The organism is Pseudomonas sp. R28(2017) (assembly GCF_002112505.1).
Taxonomy (GTDB): Bacteria; Pseudomonadota; Gammaproteobacteria; order Pseudomonadales; family Pseudomonadaceae; genus Aquipseudomonas.
Window position 1 is genome coordinate 39,117 of the sequence record NZ_NEHW01000010.1, and the last position, 24,307, is coordinate 63,423.

The 24,307-nt window shown below is 65.0% G+C and carries 22 protein-coding genes; 5 read left to right on the forward strand and 17 right to left on the reverse strand.

Annotated features, from left to right (window positions below; translation table 11 throughout):
- Positions 1-12 precede the first annotated feature (12 nt).
- Positions 13-663, reverse strand: a complete 651-nt coding sequence (gene adk, locus CAF78_RS18070) for an adenylate kinase (protein WP_028691565.1) — start codon at positions 661-663, stop codon at positions 13-15.
- 257 nt (positions 664-920) lie between these two features.
- The gene (ppc, locus tag CAF78_RS18075; RefSeq protein WP_085673310.1) at positions 921-3,548 is read right to left on the reverse strand and encodes a phosphoenolpyruvate carboxylase; all 2,628 of its coding nucleotides are present in this window, start codon (positions 3,546-3,548) and stop codon (positions 921-923) included.
- 169 nt (positions 3,549-3,717) lie between these two features.
- On the opposite strand from ppc, the gene CAF78_RS18080 reads away from it, so the two are divergent.
- The 3 genes from CAF78_RS18080 to CAF78_RS18090 all read left to right on the forward strand — a co-directional run bounded on the left by CAF78_RS18080 (position 3,718) and on the right by CAF78_RS18090 (position 5,592).
- Positions 3,718-4,062 carry a pilin assembly protein gene (locus CAF78_RS18080; protein WP_085673312.1) on the forward strand — a complete coding sequence of 115 codons (345 nt, stop codon included), beginning with the start codon at positions 3,718-3,720 and terminating at the stop codon, positions 4,060-4,062.
- Between the two features lie 274 nt (positions 4,063-4,336).
- The gene (locus tag CAF78_RS18085) at positions 4,337-4,750 is read left to right on the forward strand and encodes a DUF4398 domain-containing protein (protein WP_085673314.1); all 414 of its coding nucleotides are present in this window, start codon (positions 4,337-4,339) and stop codon (positions 4,748-4,750) included.
- Between the two features lie 50 nt (positions 4,751-4,800).
- Positions 4,801-5,592: an OmpA family protein gene (locus tag CAF78_RS18090; RefSeq protein ID WP_085673316.1), complete on the forward strand. Its 792-nt coding sequence runs from the start codon at positions 4,801-4,803 to the stop codon at positions 5,590-5,592.
- 178 nt (positions 5,593-5,770) lie between these two features.
- Here the strand turns inward: CAF78_RS18090 and CAF78_RS18095 are convergent, their stop codons facing one another.
- The 15 genes from CAF78_RS18095 to CAF78_RS18160 all read right to left on the reverse strand — a co-directional run bounded on the left by CAF78_RS18095 (position 5,771) and on the right by CAF78_RS18160 (position 21,806).
- Positions 5,771-6,097, reverse strand: a complete 327-nt coding sequence (locus CAF78_RS18095) for a hypothetical protein (protein ID WP_085673318.1) — start codon at positions 6,095-6,097, stop codon at positions 5,771-5,773.
- Positions 6,094-7,017 carry an alpha/beta hydrolase gene (locus tag CAF78_RS18100; protein WP_085673320.1) on the reverse strand — a complete coding sequence of 308 codons (924 nt, stop codon included), beginning with the start codon at positions 7,015-7,017 and terminating at the stop codon, positions 6,094-6,096. Before CAF78_RS18100 ends, CAF78_RS18095 begins: the two co-directional genes overlap by 4 nt.
- On the reverse strand, positions 6,989-8,266 hold the full coding sequence (locus CAF78_RS18105; RefSeq protein ID WP_085673322.1) for a flavohemoglobin expression-modulating QEGLA motif protein: 1,278 nt from the start codon (positions 8,264-8,266) through the stop codon (positions 6,989-6,991). The genes CAF78_RS18100 and CAF78_RS18105 overlap by 29 nt, the downstream gene beginning before the upstream one ends.
- 140 nt (positions 8,267-8,406) lie before the next feature.
- Positions 8,407-8,955 (reverse strand): hypothetical protein, encoded by a 549-nt coding sequence (locus CAF78_RS18110; protein WP_085673324.1) that lies wholly within the window; start codon positions 8,953-8,955, stop codon positions 8,407-8,409.
- A 29-nt stretch (positions 8,956-8,984) separates the two neighbouring features.
- A complete protein-coding gene (locus tag CAF78_RS18115; protein WP_085673326.1) occupies positions 8,985-9,689 on the reverse strand; it encodes a TetR/AcrR family transcriptional regulator in 705 nt (234 codons plus the stop codon).
- A gap of 126 nt (positions 9,690-9,815) precedes the next feature.
- Positions 9,816-11,318, reverse strand: a complete 1,503-nt coding sequence (gene lysS, locus CAF78_RS18120; protein ID WP_085673328.1) for a lysine--tRNA ligase — start codon at positions 11,316-11,318, stop codon at positions 9,816-9,818.
- Between the two features lie 93 nt (positions 11,319-11,411).
- Positions 11,412-12,507, reverse strand: a protein-coding gene (gene prfB, locus CAF78_RS28160) for a peptide chain release factor 2 (protein WP_139831352.1) whose coding sequence is annotated in 2 segments (ribosomal slippage) — positions 11,412-12,434 and positions 12,436-12,507 — 1,095 coding nt in all. Because the reading frame shifts where the segments join, the coding sequence is not laid out codon by codon here.
- A gap of 92 nt (positions 12,508-12,599) precedes the next feature.
- Complete coding sequence (wspR, locus tag CAF78_RS18125) at positions 12,600-13,604, reverse strand: Wsp signal transduction system regulator diguanylate cyclase WspR (protein WP_085673331.1); 1,005 nt, start codon at positions 13,602-13,604, stop codon at positions 12,600-12,602.
- A 51-nt stretch (positions 13,605-13,655) separates the two neighbouring features.
- Entirely contained in the window at positions 13,656-14,669 is a 1,014-nt protein-coding gene (locus CAF78_RS18130; protein ID WP_085673333.1) for a chemotaxis response regulator protein-glutamate methylesterase, read from the reverse strand.
- Positions 14,666-16,948 (reverse strand): hybrid sensor histidine kinase/response regulator, encoded by a 2,283-nt coding sequence (locus CAF78_RS18135; protein WP_085673335.1) that lies wholly within the window; start codon positions 16,946-16,948, stop codon positions 14,666-14,668. Before CAF78_RS18135 ends, CAF78_RS18130 begins: the two co-directional genes overlap by 4 nt.
- Positions 16,945-17,610 carry a chemotaxis protein CheW gene (locus tag CAF78_RS18140; protein WP_085673337.1) on the reverse strand — a complete coding sequence of 222 codons (666 nt, stop codon included), beginning with the start codon at positions 17,608-17,610 and terminating at the stop codon, positions 16,945-16,947. The genes CAF78_RS18135 and CAF78_RS18140 overlap by 4 nt, the downstream gene beginning before the upstream one ends.
- Positions 17,607-18,860 carry a protein-glutamate O-methyltransferase CheR gene (locus CAF78_RS18145; RefSeq protein ID WP_085673339.1) on the reverse strand — a complete coding sequence of 418 codons (1,254 nt, stop codon included), beginning with the start codon at positions 18,858-18,860 and terminating at the stop codon, positions 17,607-17,609. The genes CAF78_RS18140 and CAF78_RS18145 overlap by 4 nt, the downstream gene beginning before the upstream one ends.
- The gene (locus tag CAF78_RS18150) at positions 18,857-19,363 is read right to left on the reverse strand and encodes a chemotaxis protein CheW (RefSeq protein WP_085673341.1); all 507 of its coding nucleotides are present in this window, start codon (positions 19,361-19,363) and stop codon (positions 18,857-18,859) included. The genes CAF78_RS18145 and CAF78_RS18150 overlap by 4 nt, the downstream gene beginning before the upstream one ends.
- 5 nt (positions 19,364-19,368) lie before the next feature.
- Positions 19,369-20,991 (reverse strand): methyl-accepting chemotaxis protein, encoded by a 1,623-nt coding sequence (locus tag CAF78_RS18155; protein WP_085673343.1) that lies wholly within the window; start codon positions 20,989-20,991, stop codon positions 19,369-19,371.
- Positions 20,992-21,119: 128 nt separating this feature from the next.
- On the reverse strand, positions 21,120-21,806 hold the full coding sequence (locus tag CAF78_RS18160) for a tellurite resistance TerB family protein (protein ID WP_085673345.1): 687 nt from the start codon (positions 21,804-21,806) through the stop codon (positions 21,120-21,122).
- 216 nt (positions 21,807-22,022) lie between these two features.
- Here CAF78_RS18160 and ydcS point away from each other — a divergent pair, with 216 nt between their 5' ends.
- Both ydcS and CAF78_RS18170 read left to right on the forward strand, forming a co-directional pair.
- Entirely contained in the window at positions 22,023-23,174 is a 1,152-nt protein-coding gene (ydcS, locus tag CAF78_RS18165) for a putative ABC transporter substrate-binding protein YdcS (protein ID WP_085673347.1), read from the forward strand.
- Positions 23,175-23,265: 91 nt separating this feature from the next.
- On the forward strand, positions 23,266-24,306 hold the full coding sequence (locus CAF78_RS18170) for an ABC transporter ATP-binding protein (RefSeq protein WP_085673348.1): 1,041 nt from the start codon (positions 23,266-23,268) through the stop codon (positions 24,304-24,306).
- Position 24,307: the final 1 nt, after the last annotated feature.

A 24,307-nucleotide genomic window follows, 5' to 3' on the forward strand; every position in this document is an offset into this window, starting at 1 on the left:
TGTGGCGTTGAATCAGCTCAGCGCTGCCAGCACCTTGGCGGTGATCGACTCGACCGAGCCGACGCCTTCGATGTGGCTGTACTTCGGCTTGCCGGCATTGGCAGCCGACAGCTTCTGGTAGAAGTCCACCAGCGGCTTGGTCTGGCTGTGGTAGACCGACAGGCGGTGACGCACGGTTTCTTCCTTGTCGTCGTCGCGCTGGATCAGGTCTTCGCCGGTGACGTCGTCCTTGCCTTCCACTTTCGGCGGGTTGTACTGAATGTGGTAGGTGCGGCCCGAAGCCAGGTGCACACGGCGGCCCGCCATACGGCCGACGATTTCTTCGTCGTCGACGGCGATTTCAACCACGGCGTCGATGTCCACGCCTGCAGCAACCATGGCTTCAGCCTGCGGAATGGTGCGCGGGAAGCCGTCGAACAGGCAGCCATTGGCGCAATCCGGCTGGGCGATGCGCTCCTTGACCAGGCTGATGATCAGCTCGTCGGAAACCAGCTGGCCGGCATCCATGACTTTCTTCAGTTCCAGGCCCAGTGGGGTACCGGCCTTGACGGCGGCACGCAGCATGTCACCGGTGGAGATCTGTGGAATACCGAACTTCTCGGTGATGAACTTTGCCTGAGTACCTTTACCGGCCCCGGGAGCTCCCAGCAGAATTACGCGCATCTCGTGCTCCTCAAATTTTTTTATGAAATTCAATGGATTCGGCAATCGAGGCCAAGTCCGGAAAATCGGGTATGACCATAAATCGGTCAGAAGGCTGCTCAAGATACACAGCGCCCGGCAGCCAGACAAGCGTCCCAAAGTTGCAGCAATGCGCCATTTGGGCGCTTAGCCACAGGTGGTTGCGCCCAGCGCAACCACCCCATGTGCCCACTTCTGGCCCATTATCTGCTTCAGTGCACCGGCATCGCCAACGGGCCTCAACCGGTGTTGCGCAAGCCTGCGGCAATACCCGCCACGGTCACCAGCAAGGCCTGCTCCAACGGGCTGTCCAGAGCGGCTTCGCGGCGGCGCGAACGGGCCAGCAACTCGGCCTGCAGGCGGTGCAGCGGGTCCAGATAGGTATTGCGCAGGCTGATGAATTCCAGGGTCTCGGGGCTGTGCGCCAGTAGCACCGGCTGCCCGGTCAGGCCCAGTACCACCTGGCACGACTGCGACAATAGGTCGCGCAGGTGCGCACCTAAAGGAAGCAAGCCCGGTTGCACCAGACGTTCGTCGTAGGCCTTGGCAATTTCCGCGTCGGCCTTGGCCAGGACCATTTCCAGCATGTCGATGCGGGTACGGAAGAACGGCCACTGCTCGCGCATCTGCGCCAGCAGCTCGCCCTGGCCCCGCGCCAGGGCATTGCTCAGGGCCGTTTCCCAACCCAGCCAGGCCGGCAGCATCAGGCGCGTCTGGGTCCAGCCGAAGATCCACGGGATCGCCCGTAAGCTTTCGATGCCACCGGCACGGCGCTTGGCCGGGCGGCTGCCCAACGGCAGGCGGCCCAGTTCCTGCTCGGGCGTGGACTGGCGGAAGTATTCGACGAAGTCCGGGTTTTCCCGCACCACGCCACGGTAGGCCTTGAGGCCATCGGCCGCCAGCTGGTCCATCAGCGCGCGCCAGGCCGGTTCTGGCGGTGGCGGCGGCAGCAAGGTGGCTTCGAGCACGGCGGCCAGGTACAGGTTGAGGTTCTGTTCGGCGATGCCCGGCAAGCCGAACTTGAAGCGGATCATCTCGCCCTGCTCGGTGGTGCGGAACCGCCCTGCCACCGAACCTGGCGGCTGCGACAGGATCGCCGCATGGGCCGGGCCGCCGCCACGGCCGACGGTACCCCCGCGGCCATGGAACAGCAGCAGCTCCACCTGATGCTCGCGGCAGATGCGCACCAGGTTTTCCTGGGCGCGGTACTGGGCCCAGGCCGCCGCCGTGGTGCCAGCGTCCTTGGCCGAGTCGGAGTAGCCGATCATCACCTCCTGCGGCCCCCGCAGGCTGGCGCGATAGCCCGGCAGGCCAAGCAGGCGCTGCATCACCGGCCCGGCGTTATCCAGGTCGGCCAGGGTTTCGAACAGTGGCACCACGCGCATCGGCCGGGTCAGGCCGGCTTCCTTGAGCAGCAGTTGCACGGCCAGCACATCGGAGGCGGCGCCCGCCATCGAGATCACATACGAGCCCAGCGAGGCGCCCGGTGCAGCGGCGATCTCACGGCAGGTGGCCAGCACCTCTGCAGTCTCCGCCTGCGGTTTGAAATGCGCCGGCAACAAGGGCCGGCGGTTCTTCAACTCGGCCTGGAGGAATTCGATACGCCGTTCTTCGTCCCAGTCGGCATAGCTGCCCAAGCCCAGGTAATCGGTGATTTCGGCCAGTGCATCGCAGTGCCGGGCCGCATCCTGGCGCACGTCCAGGCGGCCGAGGAACAGGCCGAAGGTCACCGCCCGGCGCAGGCTGTCGAGCAGCGGGCCATCGGCGATCACGCCCATGCCGCACTCATGCAGCGACTGATAGCACAGCTCCAGCGGGGCGATCAGGTCGCGGTTGTCCACCAGCACTTCGGCGCTGGCCGGCTGGCTGCTGGTCAACGCCACCTGGGCCCAGGTGCGGGTGGCACGCAGGCGGTCGCGCAGCTGCTTGAGCAGCGCCCGGTACGGCTCGGCACTGTCCCCCACCCGCTCACGCAATGCCTGGCTGGCCTGCTGCATGGACAGCTCCGCCGCCAACGCATCGACATCACGCAGGAACAGGTCGGCCGCCATCCAGCGGGCCAGCAGCAGCACTTCACGGGTCACGGCGGCCGTGACATTAGGGTTGCCGTCACGGTCACCGCCCATCCACGAGGCGAAGCGGATGGGCGCCGCTTCCAGCGGCAGGCGCAGGCCGGTGGCTTCGAACAATGCCTTGTCGACCTTGCGCAAGTGGTTGGGGATGGCATGCCACAGCGAGTGCTCGATCACCGCGAAGCCCCATTTGGCCTCGTCCACCGGGGTTGGCCGGGTGCGGCGGATTTCCTCTGTGTGCCACGCCTCGGCGATCAGCCGGCGCAGGCGTTCGCGCACCTGCTGGCGCTCGGCGGCGGTCAGGTCGCGATGGTCCTGCACCGCCAGCTGGCCGGCGATGGCGTCGTATTTCTGGATCAATGTGCGCCGCGCCACTTCGGTGGGGTGTGCCGTCAGCACCAGCTGGATATCCAGCTTGGCCAGCTGCCGCGCCAGCGCGTCGTCCTTGTGCCCGGCCTGCTTCAACCGCGCCAGCAGTTCGGGCAACACCCGCGCTTCGAACGGCTCTGGCTGGCCAGCATCGCGCCGGCGGATCAGCTGGTACTGCTCGGCCATGTTGGCCAGGTTGAGGAACTGGTTGAAGGCCCGCGCCACCGGCAGCAGGTCTTCTTCGGCAAGGTCCGCCAAGGTCGAGCTCAACTGCTCGCCAGCGCCACGGCGATCGGCCTTGGCACTGTGGCGGATGTCTTCGATCTTCTGCAGGAATGCATCACCGTGCTGCTGGCGAATGGTCTCGCCCAGCAACTCCCCCAATACATGGACATCTTCACGCAAGCGCACATCGATATCAGTCATTGGCCCTCTCTTCGGCGCGGCTCGCCCGCACCCTGCCCAGGAAACAGCACTGGCCCAAGAGTGCCCACTGCCGAGGCGCAATGGCAAGCCGCGATCGCACAAAGCAAACTAAAATCAAGGCACAGCAGTCCGAAGCAATGCAGCCTTTCTGGCGTTGACAGAGGTCATCATGAAAATCCGCGAACTCGCCCAGCACTGGGAACAGAATGCCGCCGGCACCCTGAGCCCCACCGGCCACGCCTTGCACCTGGACCTGGAGTCCGAGGCACGCCTGGCCGCCCTGATCGACATGTACCCCAAGCGCACGGCCGAGGAACTGCTCGGCGAACTGGTCGCCGCCGCGCTGGAAGAACTGGAAGCCAGCTTCCCCTATGTGCAGGGCCGAAAGGTCATTGCCACCGACGAGGAAGGTGACCCGTTGTATGAAGACATCGGCCCCACTCCCCGCTTTCTGGCTTTGTCACGGCGGCATCTGCACGACCTCAGCAACACCGGCGACGACAGCGGAAACTAAGCTTCATCCTGAAATTCCGGGCCTGCAACGGGCCCGGAAACCACTCCAGATACAGAAAGTTCCCGGCAAAACCTGCTGACCGATTAGTCAGAAATAGATAGGTAGCCCAGGCAACTTTTTCTGAACCTTTCAAAAAACGCTCAAGTCCCAGCCAATAGCCATCACGCTAAAACCCTGCACACCTGCCGTGGTGCATCGTTCGGCGCAAGCGCAGGCAATGCCAGGGATTGAGCGATGGACTGCTACGGACATCGTCGTTATCAGGAGTGATCCAATGGAGCTGACCACCATGAAGACCCGCACTGCAAAACCCCTATCCACCCACGTGCGCGGGCTCAAGCTGGCCGCGCTGGCCCTCGGCAGTAGCCTGGTCCTGGCCGGCTGTGCGGGCAACCCGCCCACCGAGCAGTACGCCGTTACCCAGTCCGCCGTGAACTCCGCTGTCAGCGCGGGCGGCACCGAGTTCGCCGCCGTGGAAATGAAAGCGGCCCAGGACAAGTTCAAGCAGGCTGAAATTGCCATGCACGACAAGAAGTATGACGAAGCCAAGCTGCTGGCCGAGCAGGCCGAATGGGATGCCCGCGTCGCCGAACGCAAGGCCCAGGCAGCCAAGGCCCAGAAGGCCGTGCAGGATGCCCGCCAGGGCGTTCAGGACGTACGTCAGGAAGGCATGCGCAGCGCTGAATGAGCGCCGCCACGCCAACCCGAGCCTTCGCAACCGATCAAAGGATGAACACTATGCGCAACTACGTCATGATTCCCGCCCTGCTGGCCCTGAGCGTCGGCCTCGCTGCCTGCTCCCACGACCCGAACCCGAACCTGGAGTCGGCCCGCACCAATTTCTCGGCGCTGCAGAGCGACCCGCAGTCGAGCAAGGTTGCCGCGCTCGAGACCAAGGATGCCCAGGACTGGCTGAACAAGTCCGACAAGGCCTTCATGGAGCGTGAAGACAGCAAGAAAGTCGACCAGCTCGCCTACCTGACCAACCAGCGCATCGAAGTGGCCAAGCAGACCATCGCCCTGCGCACTGCCGAGAACGAGCTGAAGAATGCCTCGGCCCAGCGGGCCCAGGCCAAGCTCGATGCCCGCGACGCGCAGATCGCCAAGTTGCAGGACAGCCTCAACGCCAAGCAGACCGACCGCGGCACCTTGGTGACCTTCGGTGACGTGCTGTTCGACTTCAACAAGGCCAACCTCAAGAGCAACGCCTACCCGAACATCACCAAGCTGGCCCAGTTCCTTCAGGAAAACCCGGAGCGCAAGGTGATCGTCGAGGGCTACACCGACAGCGTCGGTTCGGCCAACTACAACCAGGGCCTGTCCGAACGCCGCGCCGCCAGCGTGCGCATGGCGCTGGTGCGTGCAGGCGTGGACCCGGCGCGCATCGTCGCCCAGGGCTATGGCAAGGAATACCCGGTGGCAGACAACGCCAGCAACTCGGGCCGCGCGCAGAACCGTCGGGTGGAGGTGACCATCTCCAACGACAACCAGCCGGTGGCACCGCGTTCGGTGAGCCAGGTCAGCCAGTAAGACCGGTTGGCTAAAACGACAAGCCCCGCGATCGATGCGGGGCTTTTCTTTGCCTGTACCGGCCCTTTCGCGGGCAAGCCCGCTCCCACAGGTATATCGCAAGCCTGAGGGCAGCGCCGTACCTGTGGGAGCGGGCTTGCCCGCGAACAGGCCGGTACAGGCACCTACAAGGTTCGGGTCACTGCACCTGCTGCGGGGTCTCCTCGCCCATGCAGCGCACCGCGCGCTTGCGGCTGTCCACCAGCACGCCGGTCAGGCCCTTCTGCTCGGTATCGAACAGCACCAGCACGCCATCCACGCACTGGGCCACCTGTGGCGCCGGGTCCAGCGAGACCTTGTAGTCTTCGCCGGGGATGGTCTTGAGCATGGTGAAGTCCTGCAGCAGCAGCGCATCCTCAGGTTTGGCGAAATGCAGGTAGCCGTAGTACCAGAGGGCCCCCACCGTCACGATGATGCTGCCGACGCCGGTCAGGATCAGCGGGATGGCGTTGCGTTCTTCACTCATTGCTCGTTCTTCTCGTCAGGGTAGTTGGGCACTTCGGCAAGCCGCCGCAGGCCGTTGAAATGGCTGGGGTCATCAAGGAAGCGCAGCATCACCTGGCGCCACACCGGGTCGGCGAAGGTCTGCACGTGGCCACCTCGGGTCAGCTGCAGTACTCGTGGCGCCGGTGCCTGCTGGTACAGGCGGATGCCACTGTCCATCGGCACCAGGGCGTCGTCGATACTGTGGAAGAACAGCTTCGGCGGGCTGCTCAGTTGCCCAATCGAGCGAATCGCACTGTCGCCGTCCGGTACCAGCCAGGACAGCGGCACCTGCAGCGGCCAGGTCATCCACGAGGTGCTCAAGGCATAACGGCCGACCCCACGGTAACTGGCCGGCACGCCGTCGAACACCAGGGCACTGAACCGCTGGCGCTGCTCAGGGTGCTGCGCCAGGTAGTGGATCGCCATCGCCCCACCGAGGCTCTGCCCGAGCAGCACCAGGGGCTTGCCCTTGACCTCGGGGGCCTGGCCCAGCCACGCCATCGCCGCATCGATGTCCTGGTAGACCTCAGGCAAGCTCGGCGTGCCCTCGGACAGGCCATAGCCGCGGTAATCGACCATCAGCACCTGGTAGCCCTGCTCCGGCAACCAGTAACTGCCGCCCAGGTGGCCCGGCAGGTTGCCGCCATTGCCGTGCAGGTGCAGCACCGTGCCCTTGACCGCCACCCCCGCCTTGGCCGGCAGCCACCAACCATGCAGGCGCAGGCCATCGGCGGTGGTAAGGCTGATGTCGCGGTATTCCAGCTTGGCCCGCTCCGGGGTGAACGGCTGGCCGGGTTCGGGGTAGAACAACAGGCTGCTGCAACCGCCCAGCCCCAGCAACAGCAGGCCCAGGGCGAGCAGGCGGCAACGCTCAGAGAATGTTCGCGTAGTCGGCTTCAATGCGATCCAGGCTCAGGTGGTTGAGGAAGTTGGAGAAGCACATCCAGGCCGACAGTGCATTGAGGTCGCGGAACTGCTCCGGCAGGTACTTGGGTGGCTCCACCAGCCCCTCCTCGACCAGTTGGCGCAGGGTGCGCATGTCTTCCAGGGTGGTCTTGCCGCAGAACAACAGCGGAATCTGTTCGAGCTTGCCCTTCTTCACGGCCAACTGAATGTAGTTGTAAACCATGATGAAGCCCTTGAGGTAGGACAAGTCCTTGGTGAATGGCAGGCCATTGGGCACCGAGCCGCGGAACACCCGGCTGGCGTTGCTGTAGCTCTGCGCCATCTCGAAGCCCTGCTCGCGGAAGAAGTCGAACACCTGCAGGAAATCGGCGCCCTCCTCGACCATGTGGATGGCACGGGTACGGTTGGTCAGCTTGCGCAGCCGGCTGGGGTAGGAGGCGAAGGCGATCACCTCCATGAGGATCGCCAGGCCTTCCTGGGTCACCGTCGACGAGGGCGGGCCCTTGGCCAGGAAGGTGCAGATCGGCTGGTTCAGGCCGTTGAGGGTGGTGCCCACGTGCACCAGCCCTTCATGTACCTCCAGCGCGCGTACGTCGCGGTTGTTGAACATGGCATCGGCGCGCACCTTGATGTAGTCGGCACCGGCTGCGGCATCGGCGACGATACCGTCCGACTCGAACACCCGGATGGTTTCCTCGGCCTCGCCGAACACCTTGTTCAGGCGACGCTGGAGGATGTCCACGGCCTCCTTGGCGGTCAGGTTCTTCGGCTCGTCCTTGAGGTCGCCACGGCCGTCGATGTTGTTCAGGTAGTCCGAGAGCATCAGCCCCAGGTCGGCCAGGGTCGGGTCCCCGGCGTGGAAGGCGTCGGAGGCCGCGCCGTACAGCTCCTGGGAGATCAACCCGAAGTCTTCGGTACCGCGGGCCTCGAGCATGCGCACGACCATGCGGTACTCGCGGCACATGCGTTTCATGATCTGCCCGACCGGGTTGAACTGGCCGAGCTGGCGAATGATGTCACGCTCGATGGCCTGGAACTCGGCCTTCACCGCGCTGGAGTCGAACGAAAGCGGGCGGGCCAGGTAATACGCGCGGTCAACGGCGGGCGGCTCCTTGCCCTTGGCCTTGAGGAAGCCCTGGCGAATGTTGTCGTCCCATTTCACCGCGTCCAGGACCCGGATCGGGGTCTGCGCCGCGACGATGCGGTCGGACAGGGCGCGGATGGTTTGCTGGTATTCGTCCACCGGGGACTCCTTTCTAGAACAAGATACCTGTGCCGGCCCCTTCGCGGGCACGCCCGCTCCCACAGGTATTGCACCAAGCTTGAAACCAGCGTGGTCCCTGTGGGAGCGGGCATGCCCGCGAACATACCGGCACAGGTGATTTACTTGCCGGAGCGCTGGAAGCGCGCCACTTCGACGAACAGGTCGGAGTTGGCCGGGTCATCCAGATAGGCCAGCACCCGCGTCGATGGGCTGTCGATCAGCACACCTTCGCCGTTCTCTTCCGGCACCTGGGTCGTGCGCCCGGTCAGTTCCTTGTGCTCGACCGCCTGCTGCACCTGTTCGATGTCGAGGTTGTAGACCACCAGTTCCTTGCCATCGATGATGTCGAAACCGCCGATCAGGAAGTTGCCGCCCAGGCGCTTGGGCACGCCAGCCGACAGGTACCAGCGGTTGCCATGGCGCGAGACGGTGAAGGTGTATTCCTCGGGCGCCTTGCCCTTGGCCGTGGCCACAGCCTTGTAGGCATCGCCGCCGCTGCGGCTGATGGTCAGCTTCAGCGGCTCGCCCCAGGCGTCCTTGCTGCTCCACTTGCCGAGCAAGGCCTTGGGCGCCGCCTGGTTGCTCGGCAGCGGCTCATGAAAGGTCACCAGACAACCGCCCAGCAGCAGGAATGACAACGTCAACAACACCACACGCCAGGCTTTCATCAGGTTCTCCTTGAAAGTTCGGTCTCAGCTCAAGCCGATGCCAGCACCAGGTGCAGGTAACGGGTAAGCATAGCGAGCATCTGCCCATCGGCTTGCGCATCGGCATCCTTGAGCAGGCCCTGATATTCCATCTGCTCGATAATCGCCGTCAACATTTGGGCGTCCTGTTCCGGTTGCTGCGAGCCAACCACCTGCAGCAGCTGGCGGGCGCCGTGCAGCAGAATCTGCTCGTGGGCGCACACCAGTTCGGCCAGGCGCGGGCACAGCAGCGCCTCCTGGCGGAAGGCCTGTTCGGCCATCATGAAATCGCGGCGGTTGAGCAACTGGCGCTGGACGTAGTCGACGGTCATGCGGGCGATTTCGTCGGCCAGCCGTGCCCGCGACTGCACGCTGCCATCACCCTGGGCGAGCAGCTGGCGCAGGACCACCTCGGTGTTGGCCCAAAGCTTGGCCATGTAGTCGGCGCTGCGCTCGACGTACTGGGCGAAGGTATCGGTGAGCAGGTCCTCGATGTCCTTGAAGTAGTAGGTGGTGGCCGACAGCGGCACACCCGCCTCGGCGGCCACGGCGCGGTGGCGCACGCCACGCACGCCATCGCGCACGACGATGCGCATGGCAGCGTCGAGGATCAGCTGGCGGCGCTGTTCGCTGCCTTGACGGGCGGTCTTGCGACCCTGGTACTGCACGCTTTCGGCGACGGCGGTGGCGATGCCGGCGGCGCCTTGTTGGGCCATTGCGGGTGTCACAGTGGTTACCTCATGGACAGTGGTCGACCTGTACCGCCGCGAAGAGGCCGGTACAGCCAATACAAGTGTACAGGCAAGAAAAAGCCGCCCCGAAAGGCGGCTTGTTCAGATCAGTCAGGCCTGTGGGCGCATGTGCGGGAACAGGATCACGTCACGGATCGACGGCGAGTTGGTCAGCAGCATCACCAGGCGGTCGATGCCGATACCTTCACCGGCGGTCGGCGGCATGCCGTACTCCAGCGCCCGCACGAAGTCGGCGTCGTAGTGCATGGCTTCGTCGTCACCCGCGTCCTTCTCGGCCACCTGGGCCAGGAAGCGCTCGGCCTGGTCTTCGGCATCGTTGAGCTCGGAGTAGGCGTTGGCGATCTCGCGGCCACCGATGAACAGCTCGAAGCGGTCGGTCACGGCCGGGTTGTCGTCGTTGCGACGGGCCAGCGGCGAGACTTCGAACGGGTACTCGGTGATGAAGTGCGGCTGCTCCAGCTTGTGCTCGACCAGCTCTTCGAAAATCATCACCTGCAGCTTGCCCAGGCCTTCGTGGCCCAGCACCTTGGCGCCGGCTTTCTTGGCAATGGCACGGGCCTTGTCGACGTCCTGCAGGTCGGCGGCAGTCAGCTCAGGGTTGTACTTGAGGATCGAGTCGAACACCGACAGGCGCACAAACGGCTCGCCGAAGTGGAACACCTTGTCGCCGTATGGCACGTCGGTGGTGCCCAGCACCAGCTGCGCCAGCTCGCGGAACAGTTCCTCGGTGAGGTCCATGTTGTCGCGGTAGTCGGCGTAGGCCTGGTAGAACTCGAGCATGGTGAATTCTGGGTTGTGACGAGTCGAAACGCCTTCGTTACGGAAGTTGCGGTTGATCTCGAACACTTTTTCAAAACCACCGACCACCAGGCGCTTGAGGTACAGCTCCGGCGCGATACGCAGGAACATGGCCATGTCCAGGGCATTGTGGTGGGTTTCGAACGGCTTGGCCGCGGCGCCGCCCGGGATGGTCTGCAGCATCGGCGTCTCGACTTCGAGGAAGTCGCGCTCGATGAGGAACTTGCGGATGTGCGAGATCACCTGCGAACGCACACGGAAGGTGTGGCGGGTTTCTTCGTTGACCATCAGGTCGACGTAGCGCTGGCGGTAGCGCTGCTCGGTGTCGGTCAGGCCGTGGTGCTTGTCTGGCAGCGGGCGCAGCGACTTGGTCAGCAGGCGCACGTTGGTCATCTCGACGTACAGGTCGCCCTTGCCGGAGCGGGCCAGGGTGCCTTCGGCGCTGATGATGTCGCCCAGGTCCCAGGTCTTGACCGCAGCCAGGGTCTCTTCCGGCAGGGTCTTGCGGTTGACGTAGACCTGGATACGGCCAGTCATGTCCTGGATGACCATGAACGAGCCACGGTTGAGCATGATGCGGCCGGCAACCTTGACCGGGATCGCGGCTGCTTCCAGCTCTTCCTTGGTCTTGTCCGCGTACTGTTTCTGCAGGTCGTTGCAGTAGCTGTCGCGACGGAAGTCGTTGGGGAAGGCATTGCCCTTGGCACGCTCGGCGGCAAGTTTTTCCTTGCGCAGGGCGATCAGGGCGTTTTCTTCCTGTTGCAGGTCTTGCGATTCGGTCTTGAGGTCGCTCATGTCGTCATTCTTTCCATCAGGTATTCGTTGCCCTTTTCGGGCAGGGCACGCGCCACCGGCAGCTGGCCAGGTAGCGCGGCAGTGGTGTACGGCTTACAGGCCCTGCTTGAGGCTCGCTTCCAGGTACTGGTCGAGGTCGCCGTCCAGGACCTTCTGGCAGTCGCTGCGCTCGACGCCGGTGCGCAGGTCCTTGATGCGCGAGTCATCCAGCACGTAGGAACGGATCTGGTGGCCCCAGCCGATGTCCGACTTGCTGTCTTCCAGTGCCTGCGAGGCGGCGTTGCGCTTCTGCATTTCCAGCTCGTACAACTTGGCCCGCAGCATTTTCATGGCGGTGTCCTTGTTGGCGTGCTGGGAACGTTCGTTCTGGCAGGCCACCACGGTGTTGGTCGGCACGTGGGTGATACGCACCGCCGAGTCGGTGGTGTTGACGTGCTGACCACCGGCACCAGAGGAGCGGTAGGTGTCGATGCGCAGGTCGGACGGGTTGATCTCGATCTCGACCTTGTCGTCGATCTCGGGGGACACGAACACCGCCGAGAACGAGGTGTGGCGACGCGCGCCGGAGTCGAACGGGCTTTTGCGCACCAGGCGGTGCACGCCGATCTCGGTGCGCAGCCAGCCGAAGGCGTACTCGCCCTTGATGTGCACGGTGGCGCCCTTGATGCCGGCGACTTCACCTTCGGACAGTTCGATGATGGTGGCGTCGAAACCACGCTTGTCGGCCCAACGCAGGTACATGCGCAGCAGGATGTTGGCCCAGTCCTGCGCCTCGGTGCCGCCGGAGCCGGCCTGGATGTCCAGGTAGGCGTTGTTCATGTCCATCTCGCCGCTGAACATGCGACGGAACTCAAGCTGGGCCAGGGATTCTTCCAGGGCCTGCAGCTCGGTCTCGACGTCGCTGACGGCGCCTTCATCACCTTCCTCGACAGCCATGTCGAGCAGGTCCTTGCAGTCGGCCAGGCCGTTGGCCATCTTGTCCAGGGTCTCGACGACCTGGGCCAGCATGGCACGCTCGCGGCCCAGGGCCTGGGCGTACTCGGGCTTGTTCCAGACGGCAGCGTCTTCCAGCTCGCGGTTGACTTCGATCAGGCGGTCATGCTTGTGATCGTAGTCAAAGATACCCCCGAATGGACAGGGAACGCTCGGTGAGGTCCTTGATGGTGTTCAGAATCGGTTGGATTTCCATGGGCGGGCTGCTCTCGTGCGAATTCGGTGAAAAGCCCGCGAGTATAACCGATCCAGGGAACTGCGGCAGCCCGTTGGGCAGCCGCATCAGCCTCAGGCGATGCCGACCTGGTTGCGCCCGTTGTTCTTGGCCAGGTACAGGCCCTTGTCCGCCGCCGAAATCAGCTGCCGGCAATGGCTGCCGATGGCTGGGGTCTGGGTCGCCAGGCCGATGCTCACGGTCAGCAGTGAATCCGCGGTCGGCGCGCTGTGCGCAATGTTCAGGCCGAGCACAGTCTGGCGCAGCTTTTCGGCGACCAGGCGCGCGCCGCCGGGCGAGGTATTGGGCAACACCAGGGCGAACTCCTCGCCACCGTAGCGCGCCGGCAGGTCGGTCGGCCGCGAGCAGGAGCCGCGAATGGCCTCGGCCACCTGGCGCAGGGCCTCGTCGCCGGCGAGGTGGCCAAAGCTGTCGTTGAACACCTTGAAGTAATCGACATCGATCATCAGCAGCGACAATTGCTGCTGCTCACGCATGGCCCGGCGCCATTCCAGCTCCAGGTACTCGTCGAAGTGACGGCGGTTGGACAGCCCGGTGAGGCCGTCGGAATTCATCAGCCGCTGCAGCATCAGGTTGGTGTCGAGCAGCTGCTGCTGGCTCACGCGCAGGGCGCGGTAGGCCTCGTCGCGCTGCAGCAGGGTCAGGTAGGAACGCGAATGGTAGCGGATGCGCGCCACCAGCTCGATGGTGTCGGGCAGCTTGACCAGGTAATCGTTGGCCCCGGCGGCGAAGGCCGCGCTCTTGACCAGCGGGTCTTCCTTGGTCGACAGGACGATGATCGGGATGTCCTGGGTGGCCGGGTTGTTGCGGTACTCGCGCACCAGGGTCAGGCCGTCCAGGCCGGGCATGATCAGGTCCTGAAGGATCACCGTGGGCTTGATGCGCATGGCCTGGGCCACGGCCTGGTGCGGGTCGGCGCAGAAGTGGAAGTCGATGTTCTCTTCGTGGGCCAGGCCACGCCGCACCGCTTCGCCGATCATCGCCTGGTCGTCGACCAGCAGGACCATGGCCGAATTCTCGTTGGGCGTCGCGAAGCCTTCGATCGGTAGATCAGTCATTCGAATTCACCTGACCACGGCCGCCGATGCGGCGCGATTCAATACGTGTCGTCATTTTGCAAAGAGTTCCATCAAGCGCCCGGCAATTCGCTCAAGCGGGCGGATTTCTACCGCTGCATCGATAGCCGCAGCGGCCTTGGGCATGCCGTAGACCGCGCTGCTGGACTGGTCCTGGGCAATCGTCATAAAGCCCTGCTGGCGCATCAGCTTAAGGCCCTGGGCGCCATCACGCCCCATGCCGGTGAGCAGCACGCCCACCGCATCGCCGCTCCAGTAGCGCGCCACACTCTCGAAGAACACGTCGATCGAGGGCCGGTAGATTTCGTTGACGGGTTCGGCAGTGTAGGCCAACTGCCCGCCCTGTAGCAGGCGGATGTGGTGATTGGTGCCGGCCAGCAGCACCTGCCCGGGTTGTGGCGGCTCGCCTTCGCGGGCCAGGCGCACCGGCAAGCCACAGGCGCTGGCGAGCCACTCGGCCATGCCGGCAGCAAACACCTGGTCAACATGCTGGACCAGCACGATCGACGCCGGAAAACCACGTGGCAGGCCTTTGAGCAGCACCTCGAGCGCGGCAGGGCCGCCCGCGGACGAGCCGATGGCCACCAGGCCGCTGCGCTGGGAGGCCTCGCGCAGGGGGGCGGCGACCGACTTGCTCGCGCCGGGCCGCTGCTGGCCGATCAGCCAACCGATATTGAGGATCTTGCGCAGCAGCGGCGCCGCTGCCTCACGGGCGTCACCGGCGCCCAACGCGGGGGTGTCGACCACATCCAGGGCGCCATGGCCCATGGCCTCGAACACCCGGTGCACGTTCTGTTTGCGGTCGACGGTGACGATCACGATGGCACAGGGCGTTTCGGCCATGATCCGCCGGGTCGCCTCGACGCCGTCCATCACCGGCATGATCAGGTCCATGAGGATCAGGTCGGGGGTGTCCTCGGCGCACTTGCGCACGGCTTCGGCACCATCGCCGGCCACCCAGACCACCTGGTGCGCCGGCTCGAAGGCCAGGGCCCGGCGCAAGGCTTCTACTGCCATGGGCATATCGTTGACGATGGCGACCTTCATCCCTGAGCACCTCCGATCAGTTCCACCACGGCATCCAGCAACGCATCGTCGTGGAAGCTGGCCTTTGCCAAATAGTAGTCGGCGCCAGCGTCCAGGCCACGTCGACGATCTTCTTCACGGTCCTTGTAGGACACCACCATCACCGGCAACGATTGCAACCGTTGGTCGCGGCGCACCAGGGTGACCAGTTCGATGCCGTCCATGCGCGGCATGTCGATGTCGGTGATCAACAGGTCGAAGTCCTCGCCGCGCAGGGCGTTCCAGCCGTCCATGCCGTCCACCGCCACCGCGACGTCGTAGCCACGGTTGCTCAGCAGCTTGCGCTGCAGTTCGCGCACGGTGAGCGAGTCGTCGACCACCAGGACGCGCTTGCGGCTGACGCCCCGCGCGCCCTGCGCGCCGCGCTCGATACGTTCCAGGCGGCCTGTGCTGAGCAGTTTCTCGACCGAGCGCAACAAGTCTTCGACATCGATGATCAGCACCACCGAGCCATCGTCCAGCAACGCCCCGGCAGAAATGTCCTGAACCTTGCCCAGGCGCGGGTCGAGCGGCATCACCACCAACACCCGCTCGCCGATCAGGCGCTCCACGGCCACCCCGTACAGTTGCTCGCGCTCACGGATCACCACCACCCGCAGGCTGCTGGCCTGGCCCTGCCCTGCCGGCCGGTTGAGCAACTGGCTGGCCGCCACCAGGCCGATATGCCGGCCTTCGTGCCAGAAGTGCTGGCGCCCCTCGATCTGCACGATCTCATCGGCTGCCACTTCGAGGGTGCGCTCGATATGCGCCAGCGGGAACGCATACGCCTCATCGCCCACCTCCACCACCAGGCTGCGTACCACCGACAGGGTCAGGGGTACTTCCAGGTGGAAGCGGCAGCCCTGGCCAGCCACCTGGGTCAGCTCGATCGAACCACGCAGGTCACGCACCATGTGTTGCACGGCATCCAGGCCGACACCGCGCCCAGACACTTCGGTGACCTTGTCGCGCAGGCTGAAGCCCGGCAGGAACAGGAAGGTCAGCAGTTCGGCCTCGCTCATCTGCGCCACGGTGTCGGCTGGCGACAGGCCGCGCTCGACGATGTTGCGTTTCAGGCGCTCAAGGTCGATGCCAGCGCCATCATCGCTCAGCTCAAGGATCAGCAGCCCGGCCTGGTGCGAGGCGCGCAGGCGGATCGTGCCTTCTGCGGGCTTGCCCGCCAGCAGGCGCCGCTCGGGCAGTTCGATGCCATGGTCGACCGCATTGCGCAGCAAGTGGGTCAACGGCGCTTCGAGCTTTTCCAGCACGTCGCGATCGACCTGGGTCTTTTCGCCATCGATCTGCAGTTGCACCTGCTTGCCAAGCGAACGGCCCAGGTCGCGGACCATGCGGCTCTGGCCAGTGAGCACGTCGGCAAACGGGCGCATGCGGCAGGCCAATGCCGTGTCGTACAGCAACTGGGCACGCTGGCTGGCCTGCCAGCCGAACTCGTCGAGGTCGGCGGCCTGCTGCTGCAGGATCTGCTGGGTCTCCAGCAGCAGGCGCTGGGTCTGGGCCAGGGCGTCGAGCACTTCGGGGCTCTGGCCGCTGTCTTCAAGCTGCGTTTTCAGGCCGTCGAGGGCCCGCATGCCTTGGCCATGCATGCGTTTGAGGCGCTGCAAGGTGGCCAGGTAGGGCTTCAGGCGCTGGGTCTCGACCAACGACTTGCTCGACAGGTCGAGCAGGCTGTTCAGGCGGTCGGCGGTCACCCGCAACACCCGCTCACCGCCCTCGACCGCGCGTTTGCCGGCCTTGCGCGGTGCGGCGGGTTCCACCTCGGCCTCGACGGCCGGCGCCACTGGTTCGGGCTGGGCTGGCGCAACCACGGGCAACGGTGGTTCAAGCGCAACTGTAGTGGGGGCTGGCACCGCACCGGGGTCGAGCAAGCTGGCCATCTGCAACAGGAACGCCGGGACCAACGCTTCGCCATTCGGGTCACCAGGCGTGGCGATATGCAGTAGCAGGTCGGTGCCGCGCAGCAGCGCATCGATGTGTTCGGCGCGCAACAGCAGCCGGCCTTCCTGGGCCGCCACCAGGCAATCTTCCATGACATGGGCGACGCTGACCCCGGCATCGATGCCGACGATGCGCGCCGCCCCTTTCAACGAATGCGCTGCACGCATGCAGGCTTCCAGCTGGTCGGCCTGGGCCGGGTTGCGCTCCAGTGCCATCAGCCCGGTGCTGAGCACCTGGGTCTGCGCCTCGGCCTCCAGGCTGAACAGTTCGAGCAGCGATGCGTCGCGCATTTGCTCTGGGGTCATGACAGGCTCCGCTGCACGGCAGACAGTAATTGTTGATCGTCCAGCACCCGCACGCTGCGCCCGCGCCACTGCAATACCGCGGCGGTGAACGGCGCGGCATCTTCGCCAGCGTCCAGCTGCGTGGCATCGAGCCGGTGAATGCCGTCGATCTCGTCTACAGCCATGACCACCGGCCCACCCGTCGCCGCCAGTATCAGCATGCGCGGCATCACCCTGCCGCTGCGCGCAGGTTCCGACAAGCGTTCCACGCCCAGCAGGTCGCCCAGTGACAGGCACGGCACCAGTGCACCGCGCACGTTGGCGACCCCTTGCAGCACCCGGGAGCGCTGATGCGGCAACGAGTGCACCGGCTGCAGGGGGGCGATCTCGGCCAGGCAGGCAGTGGCCAGGGCCAGCCACTCCTCGCCCAGGCGGAACAGCAGCAGCGAGCGCCCGGCGCTGATTTCGGCCGGTGCCTCTGCGTGCGCCAGGTCGGCTTCGATCAGCGCATAGCGGTCGAGCAGGCGCGTGGCCGCCGCCGCGTAGACTTCGCAGTTGCGGCAATGGATATGCCGCTCCAGCAACGGGCATTGCTTGTTGCCATGTACGCCGATGCGGTTCCAGCAGTCGTCGATGCGCGCATCGTCCTGGGCCAGCAGTTCCAGCGCGTGTTCGGCTTTCATCGTTCAGACTCCCGACCAACCCGTGCCGCGCGCTCCTGCAGTCGGCGGGCACCCGCTTCATCGCCCTGGGCCGCCAGCAGCGTGGCCAGGTGCAGCAAGGCTTCAGGGTGCTGAGGCTCCAGGTACAGCGCCTTGCGGTAATGGGTCAGCGCCTGCTGTGCATCGCCTTCGGTATCGCTCAGCAGCCCCAGCCAGTAGTAGACCTGGGCCTGGGGTGCAAACTCGCGCAGATAGCGCTGGCAACTGGCGCGGGCCTGGGCGCTGTCGCCGGCATTGGCCTGGCGCGCGATGCTGGCCAGCAACTCGCTTTCGCTCTGGCACGGTGGCGCTGCCAAAGGCGCAGGCGTAACCGCGCGCAGCGGCCGCGCAGGCGGTGCAGGCACAGGTTTCGGTCGATTCGGAACAACGGGTGGCGTCACTCGGCTCGGCGGCAAAACCGCTACTGCGGGCGCATCCGCCGGTTGCCGCACGTAGGCAAACGACTGGGCGATCCCCAACGGCCGCATCCCCAACCGCGCCAGCAGGCTGCCCTCGGCAGGGCCGATGAACAGCACGCCCTGCGGCTGCGCCAGGCGCTTGAGCACTTCGAACACGCGCTGCTGGGTCGGCACATCGAAATAGATCAGCAGGTTGCGACAGAACACGAAATCGTACTGGCCATTGCGGCTGGCGAGCGCCGGATCGAGCACGTTGCCCACCTCAAGGTTCACCTGTTGACGCACCCGTTGATCCAGCTGGTGGCCGTCATCGCACTCACGGAAATGGCGCTCGCGAAACGACAGTTCGCTGCCGCGGAACGAGTTGCGGCCATAGAAGCCCTGTATGCCTTTGGCGACAGAACTTGGGCTGATATCGATCCCGTCGATGCAAAAATCGAGCGGACTGATACCGGCGTCGAGCAAGGCCATGGCGAGCGAGTACGGCTCCTCGCCGGTGGAACACGGCAGGCTGAGCAGGCGCAACGGCCGCTCACCGGCCAGTTCGGCCAGGCGCTTCTGGGCCAGGCCGACCAATGCGGTGAACGATTCCGGGTAGCGGAAGAACCAGGTTTCCGGGACGATCACGGCCTCGATCAGGGCCAGTTGCTCGTCCGGCGATTGCTGCAGGCGAACCCAGTAATCATCCAGATCGGTGGCATCCAGTGCGACGCAGCGCTGGCGCAGGGCCCGCTCGACCATCGGCACGCCCACAGACTCGACATCCAGGCCAATACGCTCCTGCAGGTAGCGGAAGAAACGTTGCTCGCTCATGGCACCCCCTGCCCTGTCGCGTTGGGGAACAACAGCTCGCGCACGCTATCGGTCAGCAGGTCGTCCACCTCGATCCGTTGCAGCAGGCCCTGGGCGTCCTGGCGAACCGGGCCCAGGTAGGGTGCTTCGCCGTTGTCCAGGCCATAGGGCTGGAACTCCTGCGCCATGCAGCGCAGGGTTTCGGTGGCTTGCTCGAGGATCAGGCCCAGCACCTGTTCGTGCCGGTAGCGCACCAGCACCAGGCGCGTGCTGGCGCGTTCGGCTGCCGGCTGGGCGAAACTCAGCGCACTCAGGTCGACCACCGGCACCAGCACACCACGATGCGCAAGGATACCGGCCACCCAGGCCGGTGCCTGGGCAATCGGCTTGAGCGGGCGACGCGGCAGCACCTCGATCACTTCGCGCACGTCCAGGGCAAAGCGCTGCTGGTTGAGGCGAAACTGCAGGTACAGCGTGCCCTTGGCGCTGGCCGCCGCTGCCGGGTTGGAATGCAGGTCGGTCATGGTGATCAGACTTTGAAGCGCGATACACCACCGCGCAGGCCGGCGGCCACCTGGCTCAACTCGTCGATGGCGAAGCTGGCCTGGCGCAGCGACTCCACCGTCTGGGTGCTGGCATCGCTGAGCTGGGCCAGGGCCTGGTTGATCTGCTCGGCACCGGTGGCCTGGGCCTGCATGCCCTCGTTGACCATCAGCACACGCGGCGCCAGGGCCTGGACCTGGTGAATGATCTGGCTCAGTTGCTCGCCCACCTGCTGCACCTCGAACATGCCGCGGCGCACTTCTTCGGAGAACTTGTCCATGCCCATCACCCCGGCCGACACGGCCGACTGGATCTCGCGCACCATCTGCTCGATGTCGTAGGTGGCCACGGCCGTCTGGTCGGCCAGGCGCCGCACCTCGGTGGCGACCACGGCAAAACCGCGGCCATATTCACCGGCCTTTTCCGCCTCGATGGCGGCATTGAGCGAAAGCAGGTTGGTCTGGTCGGCCACCTTGACGATGGTCACCACCATCTGCGTGATGTTGCTGGCCTTTTCGTTGAGGATCCCCAGCTTGGCGTTGACCAGGTCGGCGGCGCCCATCACCTGGTGCATGGTCTCTTCCATGCGCGCCAGGCCCTGCTGGCCGGAACCTGCCAGGCTGGAGGCCTGGTCGGCGGCGGAGGTGACTTCGGTCATGGTGCGCACCAGGTCGCGCGAGGTGGCGGCGATTTCACGCGAGGTGGCGCCGATCTCGGTGGTGGTGGCGGCCGTTTCGGTGGCGGTGGCCTGCTGTTGCTTGGAGGTGGCGGCAATCTCGGTGACCGACGTGGTCACCTGCACCGACGAGCGCTGGGCCTGGGCCACGAGGTTGGCCAGTGCTTCGGCCATTTCGTTGAAACCGCTTTCGATGGCGCCGAACTCGTCCTTGCGGTCCAGGCTCAGGCGCATGCTGAGGTCGCCCGAGCGCAACTTGTCGAGAGCGTGCACCACGCGTTGAACCGGCGCGGTGATGGCGCGCATCAGCAACAGGCCGCAGATACCGGCGGCAATGATCGCCAGCAGCAGCGAGACCATCATGCTGCCCTTGGCGGTGCTCACGGCACTGACAATTTCGTGGGTGGCGGCGTCCGCTGACTGGCGGTTGTGCTCGATCACCGTGTTCAGGTGCTTGCGCCCCTCCACCCAGGCCGGGGTCAGCACCTCGCCGATCAGCCGCTCGGCTTCGGCGTAGTTGTGCTGGCGGTAGGCCTCGAGCACCTGGCCGACTACCTTCAGGTAGTTTTCCTCGAGCTTGATGAACGTGTCGAAACGTTCCTGGTCGTCGGTGTCCTGGATGGTGCCCTGGTAACTCGCCATGTACTGCTTGAGGCGATCATCGAAGCTCTTGAACAGCTCCATGTCGGCCTGGGTGATGTCGCGGCGGTTGGACAGGCCCACCAGCTGCTGGCTGGTGACGTAGCTGTCGACCCAGGCACTGCGGATCATCGAGCTGTAGTAGACACCTGGAATGCTGTCTGTACCCACCGCTTCCTCGGCACTTTCGATCGTCACCAGCCGCGAGTAGGCGGCTACGATCATCAGCAGCATGATGGCGATGATCACGGCGAAACTTGCCAGGATCCGTTGGCGCAAGGTCCAGTTCTTCACATTCAGCCCTCAGGAATTCACAACGAGCGGGAAAAATCGCCGAAGTATAGCCCAGGCTTCCTACGCTTTTGCGGCTGAAATACGAGGTATTCAGGCCTCTATCCCGGTCGGACAGGCCATTTGCCCGTTCATTGGGCTGCGCCAGGCCGTACCTGGCGCTCCAGCTCCTGGCGCAGGGCCGGGTCGAGGCGCAGCTGACGGGCCAGTTCGTCGAGGTAGGCGCGCTCCATGAAGTTTTCCTGATCGACCATCATCAGGCTGGCCAGGTACATCTCGGCAGCCATCTCCGGCGTTTGCGCGGCGCGGGCGACTTCGGCCGGGTCCAACGGTTTGTTCAGCTCATCGTGCAGCCAGTGCTGCAGCTCGCGGTCGCTGTCCAGGCGGGTGAATTCGCCTTCGATCAGGGCCCGCTCGCGCTCGTCGATATGCCCATCGGACTTGGCCGCTGCCACCAATGCCCGCAGCACCGCCTGGCTGTGCTGCTCGGCCTGGGCCGGCGGCAGGCGGTCAAGGGTCTGCGGCTCGGCGCCCTGCCCTGTGCCCTGGCGCGCCTGCCAGTTGCCATAGGCCTTGTAGGCCAGCACGCCGAGCGCGGCCAGGCCACCGTAAGTGAGCACCTTGCCGCCATACTTGCGGGCTTTTTTGCTGCCTAGCAGCAGGCCCAGTGCGCCCGCCCCCAAGGCGCCTCCACCCGCCCCGGAGAGCAGGCTGCCAAGGCCACCGCTGCCAGCCGATGGCTTGCCCGCCCCGGACGGCTTGTTGAGCAGTTCCTGGCCGGATTTGAGCAACTGGTCGAGCAGGCCCCGGGTGTTCATGCGCATGTCTCCACGGTACGGAAAGGAGCGCCCAGAGTAAGGCTTGCCACCCTGCACGCCACCCAAGGATTTGCTTCCGGATGTTGCATTAGCTGGCAAAAAGCCAACTAGACTCGTCATCGCCAACAACTCGCACAGGCGACTACGCTTATAACCATTGCTTCACTGCTTTCTTGACGACTGCCCCGACCAAGATCTCCAAGAAGAGGGAACACCATGTCAGTGCACAAGACCGCATTGCTCGGCGCCGTGACCGGCGCGCTGCTGGCCAGCGCCGGCCTGCAGGCTGCCGAGCTGCCCAAGGCCCTGGGCGCCGGCGAAGGCCGGCTGGATATCGTCGCCTGGCCCGGCTATATCGAGCGCGGTGAAAGCGACAAGGCCTATGACTGGGTCACCGGCTTCGAAAAGGAAACCGGCTGCAAGGTCAGCGTCAAGACCGCTGCCACCTCCGATGAAATGGTCAGCCTGATGACCAAGGGCGGCTACGATCTGGTCACCGCGTCCGGCGACGCCTCGCTGCGCCTGATCGTCGGCAAGCGCGTACAGCCCATCAACACGGCGCTGATCCCCAACTGGAAGCACATCGACCCACGCCTGCAGAACGGTGGCTGGTACGTAGTCGACAAACAGGTGTACGGCACGCCGTACCAGTGGGGCCCGAACGTGCTGCTCTACAACACCACCACCTTCAAACAGGCACCGACCAGCTGGAGCGTGGTGTTCGAGCCCCAGGACCTGCCCGATGGCAAGCCGAACAAGGGCCGCGTGCAGGCGTATGACGGGCCGATCTACATCGCCGACGCGGCGCTGTACCTGAAGTCGGCCAAACCCGAGCTGGGGATCAAGGACCCGTACGAGCTCAATGAAGCCCAGTACAAGGCCGTGCTCGAACTGCTGCGCCAGCAGCAACCGCTGATCCACCGTTACTGGCACGACGCCACGGTACAGATGAGCGACGTGAAGAACGAAGGCGTGGTCGCCTCCAGTTCGTGGGGCTACATGGTCAACGGCCTGAAGGCCGAGAACCAGCCGGTGGCCTCGACCATTCCGAAGGAAGGCGCCACCGGCTGGGCCGACACCACCATGCTGCACAGCGAGGCCAAGCACCCCAATTGCGCCTACAAGTGGATGGACTGGTCGTTGCAACCTAAGGTGCAGGGCGATGTGGCAGCCTGGTTCGGCTCGCTGCCGGCAGTGCCGGCAGCCTGCACCGGAAGTGAGCTGCTGGGGGCTGAAGGGTGCAAGACCAACGGCTTCGACAACTTCGACAAGATCGCCTTCTGGAAAACCCCACAGGCCCAGGGCGGCAAATTCGTGCCCTATAGCCGCTGGACCCAGGATTACATTGCGATCATGGGCGGGCGCTGAGGCCGGTTGAAGCCTGCACCGGCCTCTTCGCGCCCCGACTTGCCCGCGAAGAGGCCGGCGCAGAAGAAAGACAGTTGTCAGGAGCCCACGCATGCCCCTAGCCGTCCAGTTCACCCAGGTTTCCCGCACTTTCGGCGAGGTCAAGGCCGTCGACCAGGTCAGCATCGACATCGAAGACGGCGAATTCTTCTCCATGCTCGGCCCCTCCGGCTCGGGCAAGACCACCTGCCTGCGCCTGATCGCCGGCTTCGAGCAACCCAACAGCGGCTCGATCCGCATCCATGGCGTCGAGGCTGCCGGCGTGCCGCCCTACCAGCGCGACGTCAACACCGTGTTCCAGGATTACGCCCTGTTCCCGCACATGAACGTGCGCGACAACATCGCCTATGGCCTCAAGGTCAAGGGCGTGGCCAAGGCCGAACGCCAGGCGCGCGCTGAAGAAGCGCTGGCCATGGTCGCCCTGGCCGGCTACGGCGAACGCAAACCGGCGCAACTCTCCGGCGGCCAGCGCCAACGCGTGGCCCTGGCCCGCGCCCTGGTCAACCGGCCACGGGTGCTGCTGCTCGACGAGCCACTGGGCGCACTCGACCTGAAGCTGCGCGAACAGATGCAGGGCGAATTGAAGAAGCTGCAGCGCCAGCTGGGCATAACCTTCATCTTCGTCACCCACGACCAGACCGAAGCGCTGTCGATGTCGGACCGGGTAGCGGTGTTCAACCGTGGCCGCATCGAGCAGGTCGACACGCCACGCAACCTGTACATGAAACCCGCGACCACCTTCGTCGCCGAGTTCGTCGGCACCTCCAACGTCATCCGTGGCGACCTCGCCGAACAGCTCAGCGGCAGCCGCTCGCCGTTTTCCATTCGCCCCGAGCATATCCGCCTGGTGGATCAGCCTGGCCAGGCGCAAGACATTCAGCTTGGCGGCCTGCTGCGCGACGTGCAGTATCAGGGCAGCGCCACCCGCTACGAAGTACAGCTGAACAGCGGCCAACTTCTGGCCGTGAGCCACGCCAACGACCGCTGGCAGGAGCAGCCACGGCCCTGGCAGGCCGGCCAGCAGGTGCAGGTGCGCTGGCCACGCGAAGCGATGACCGCACTGCAGGAAACCGTGCTGGCAGAGGCCCGCTGAC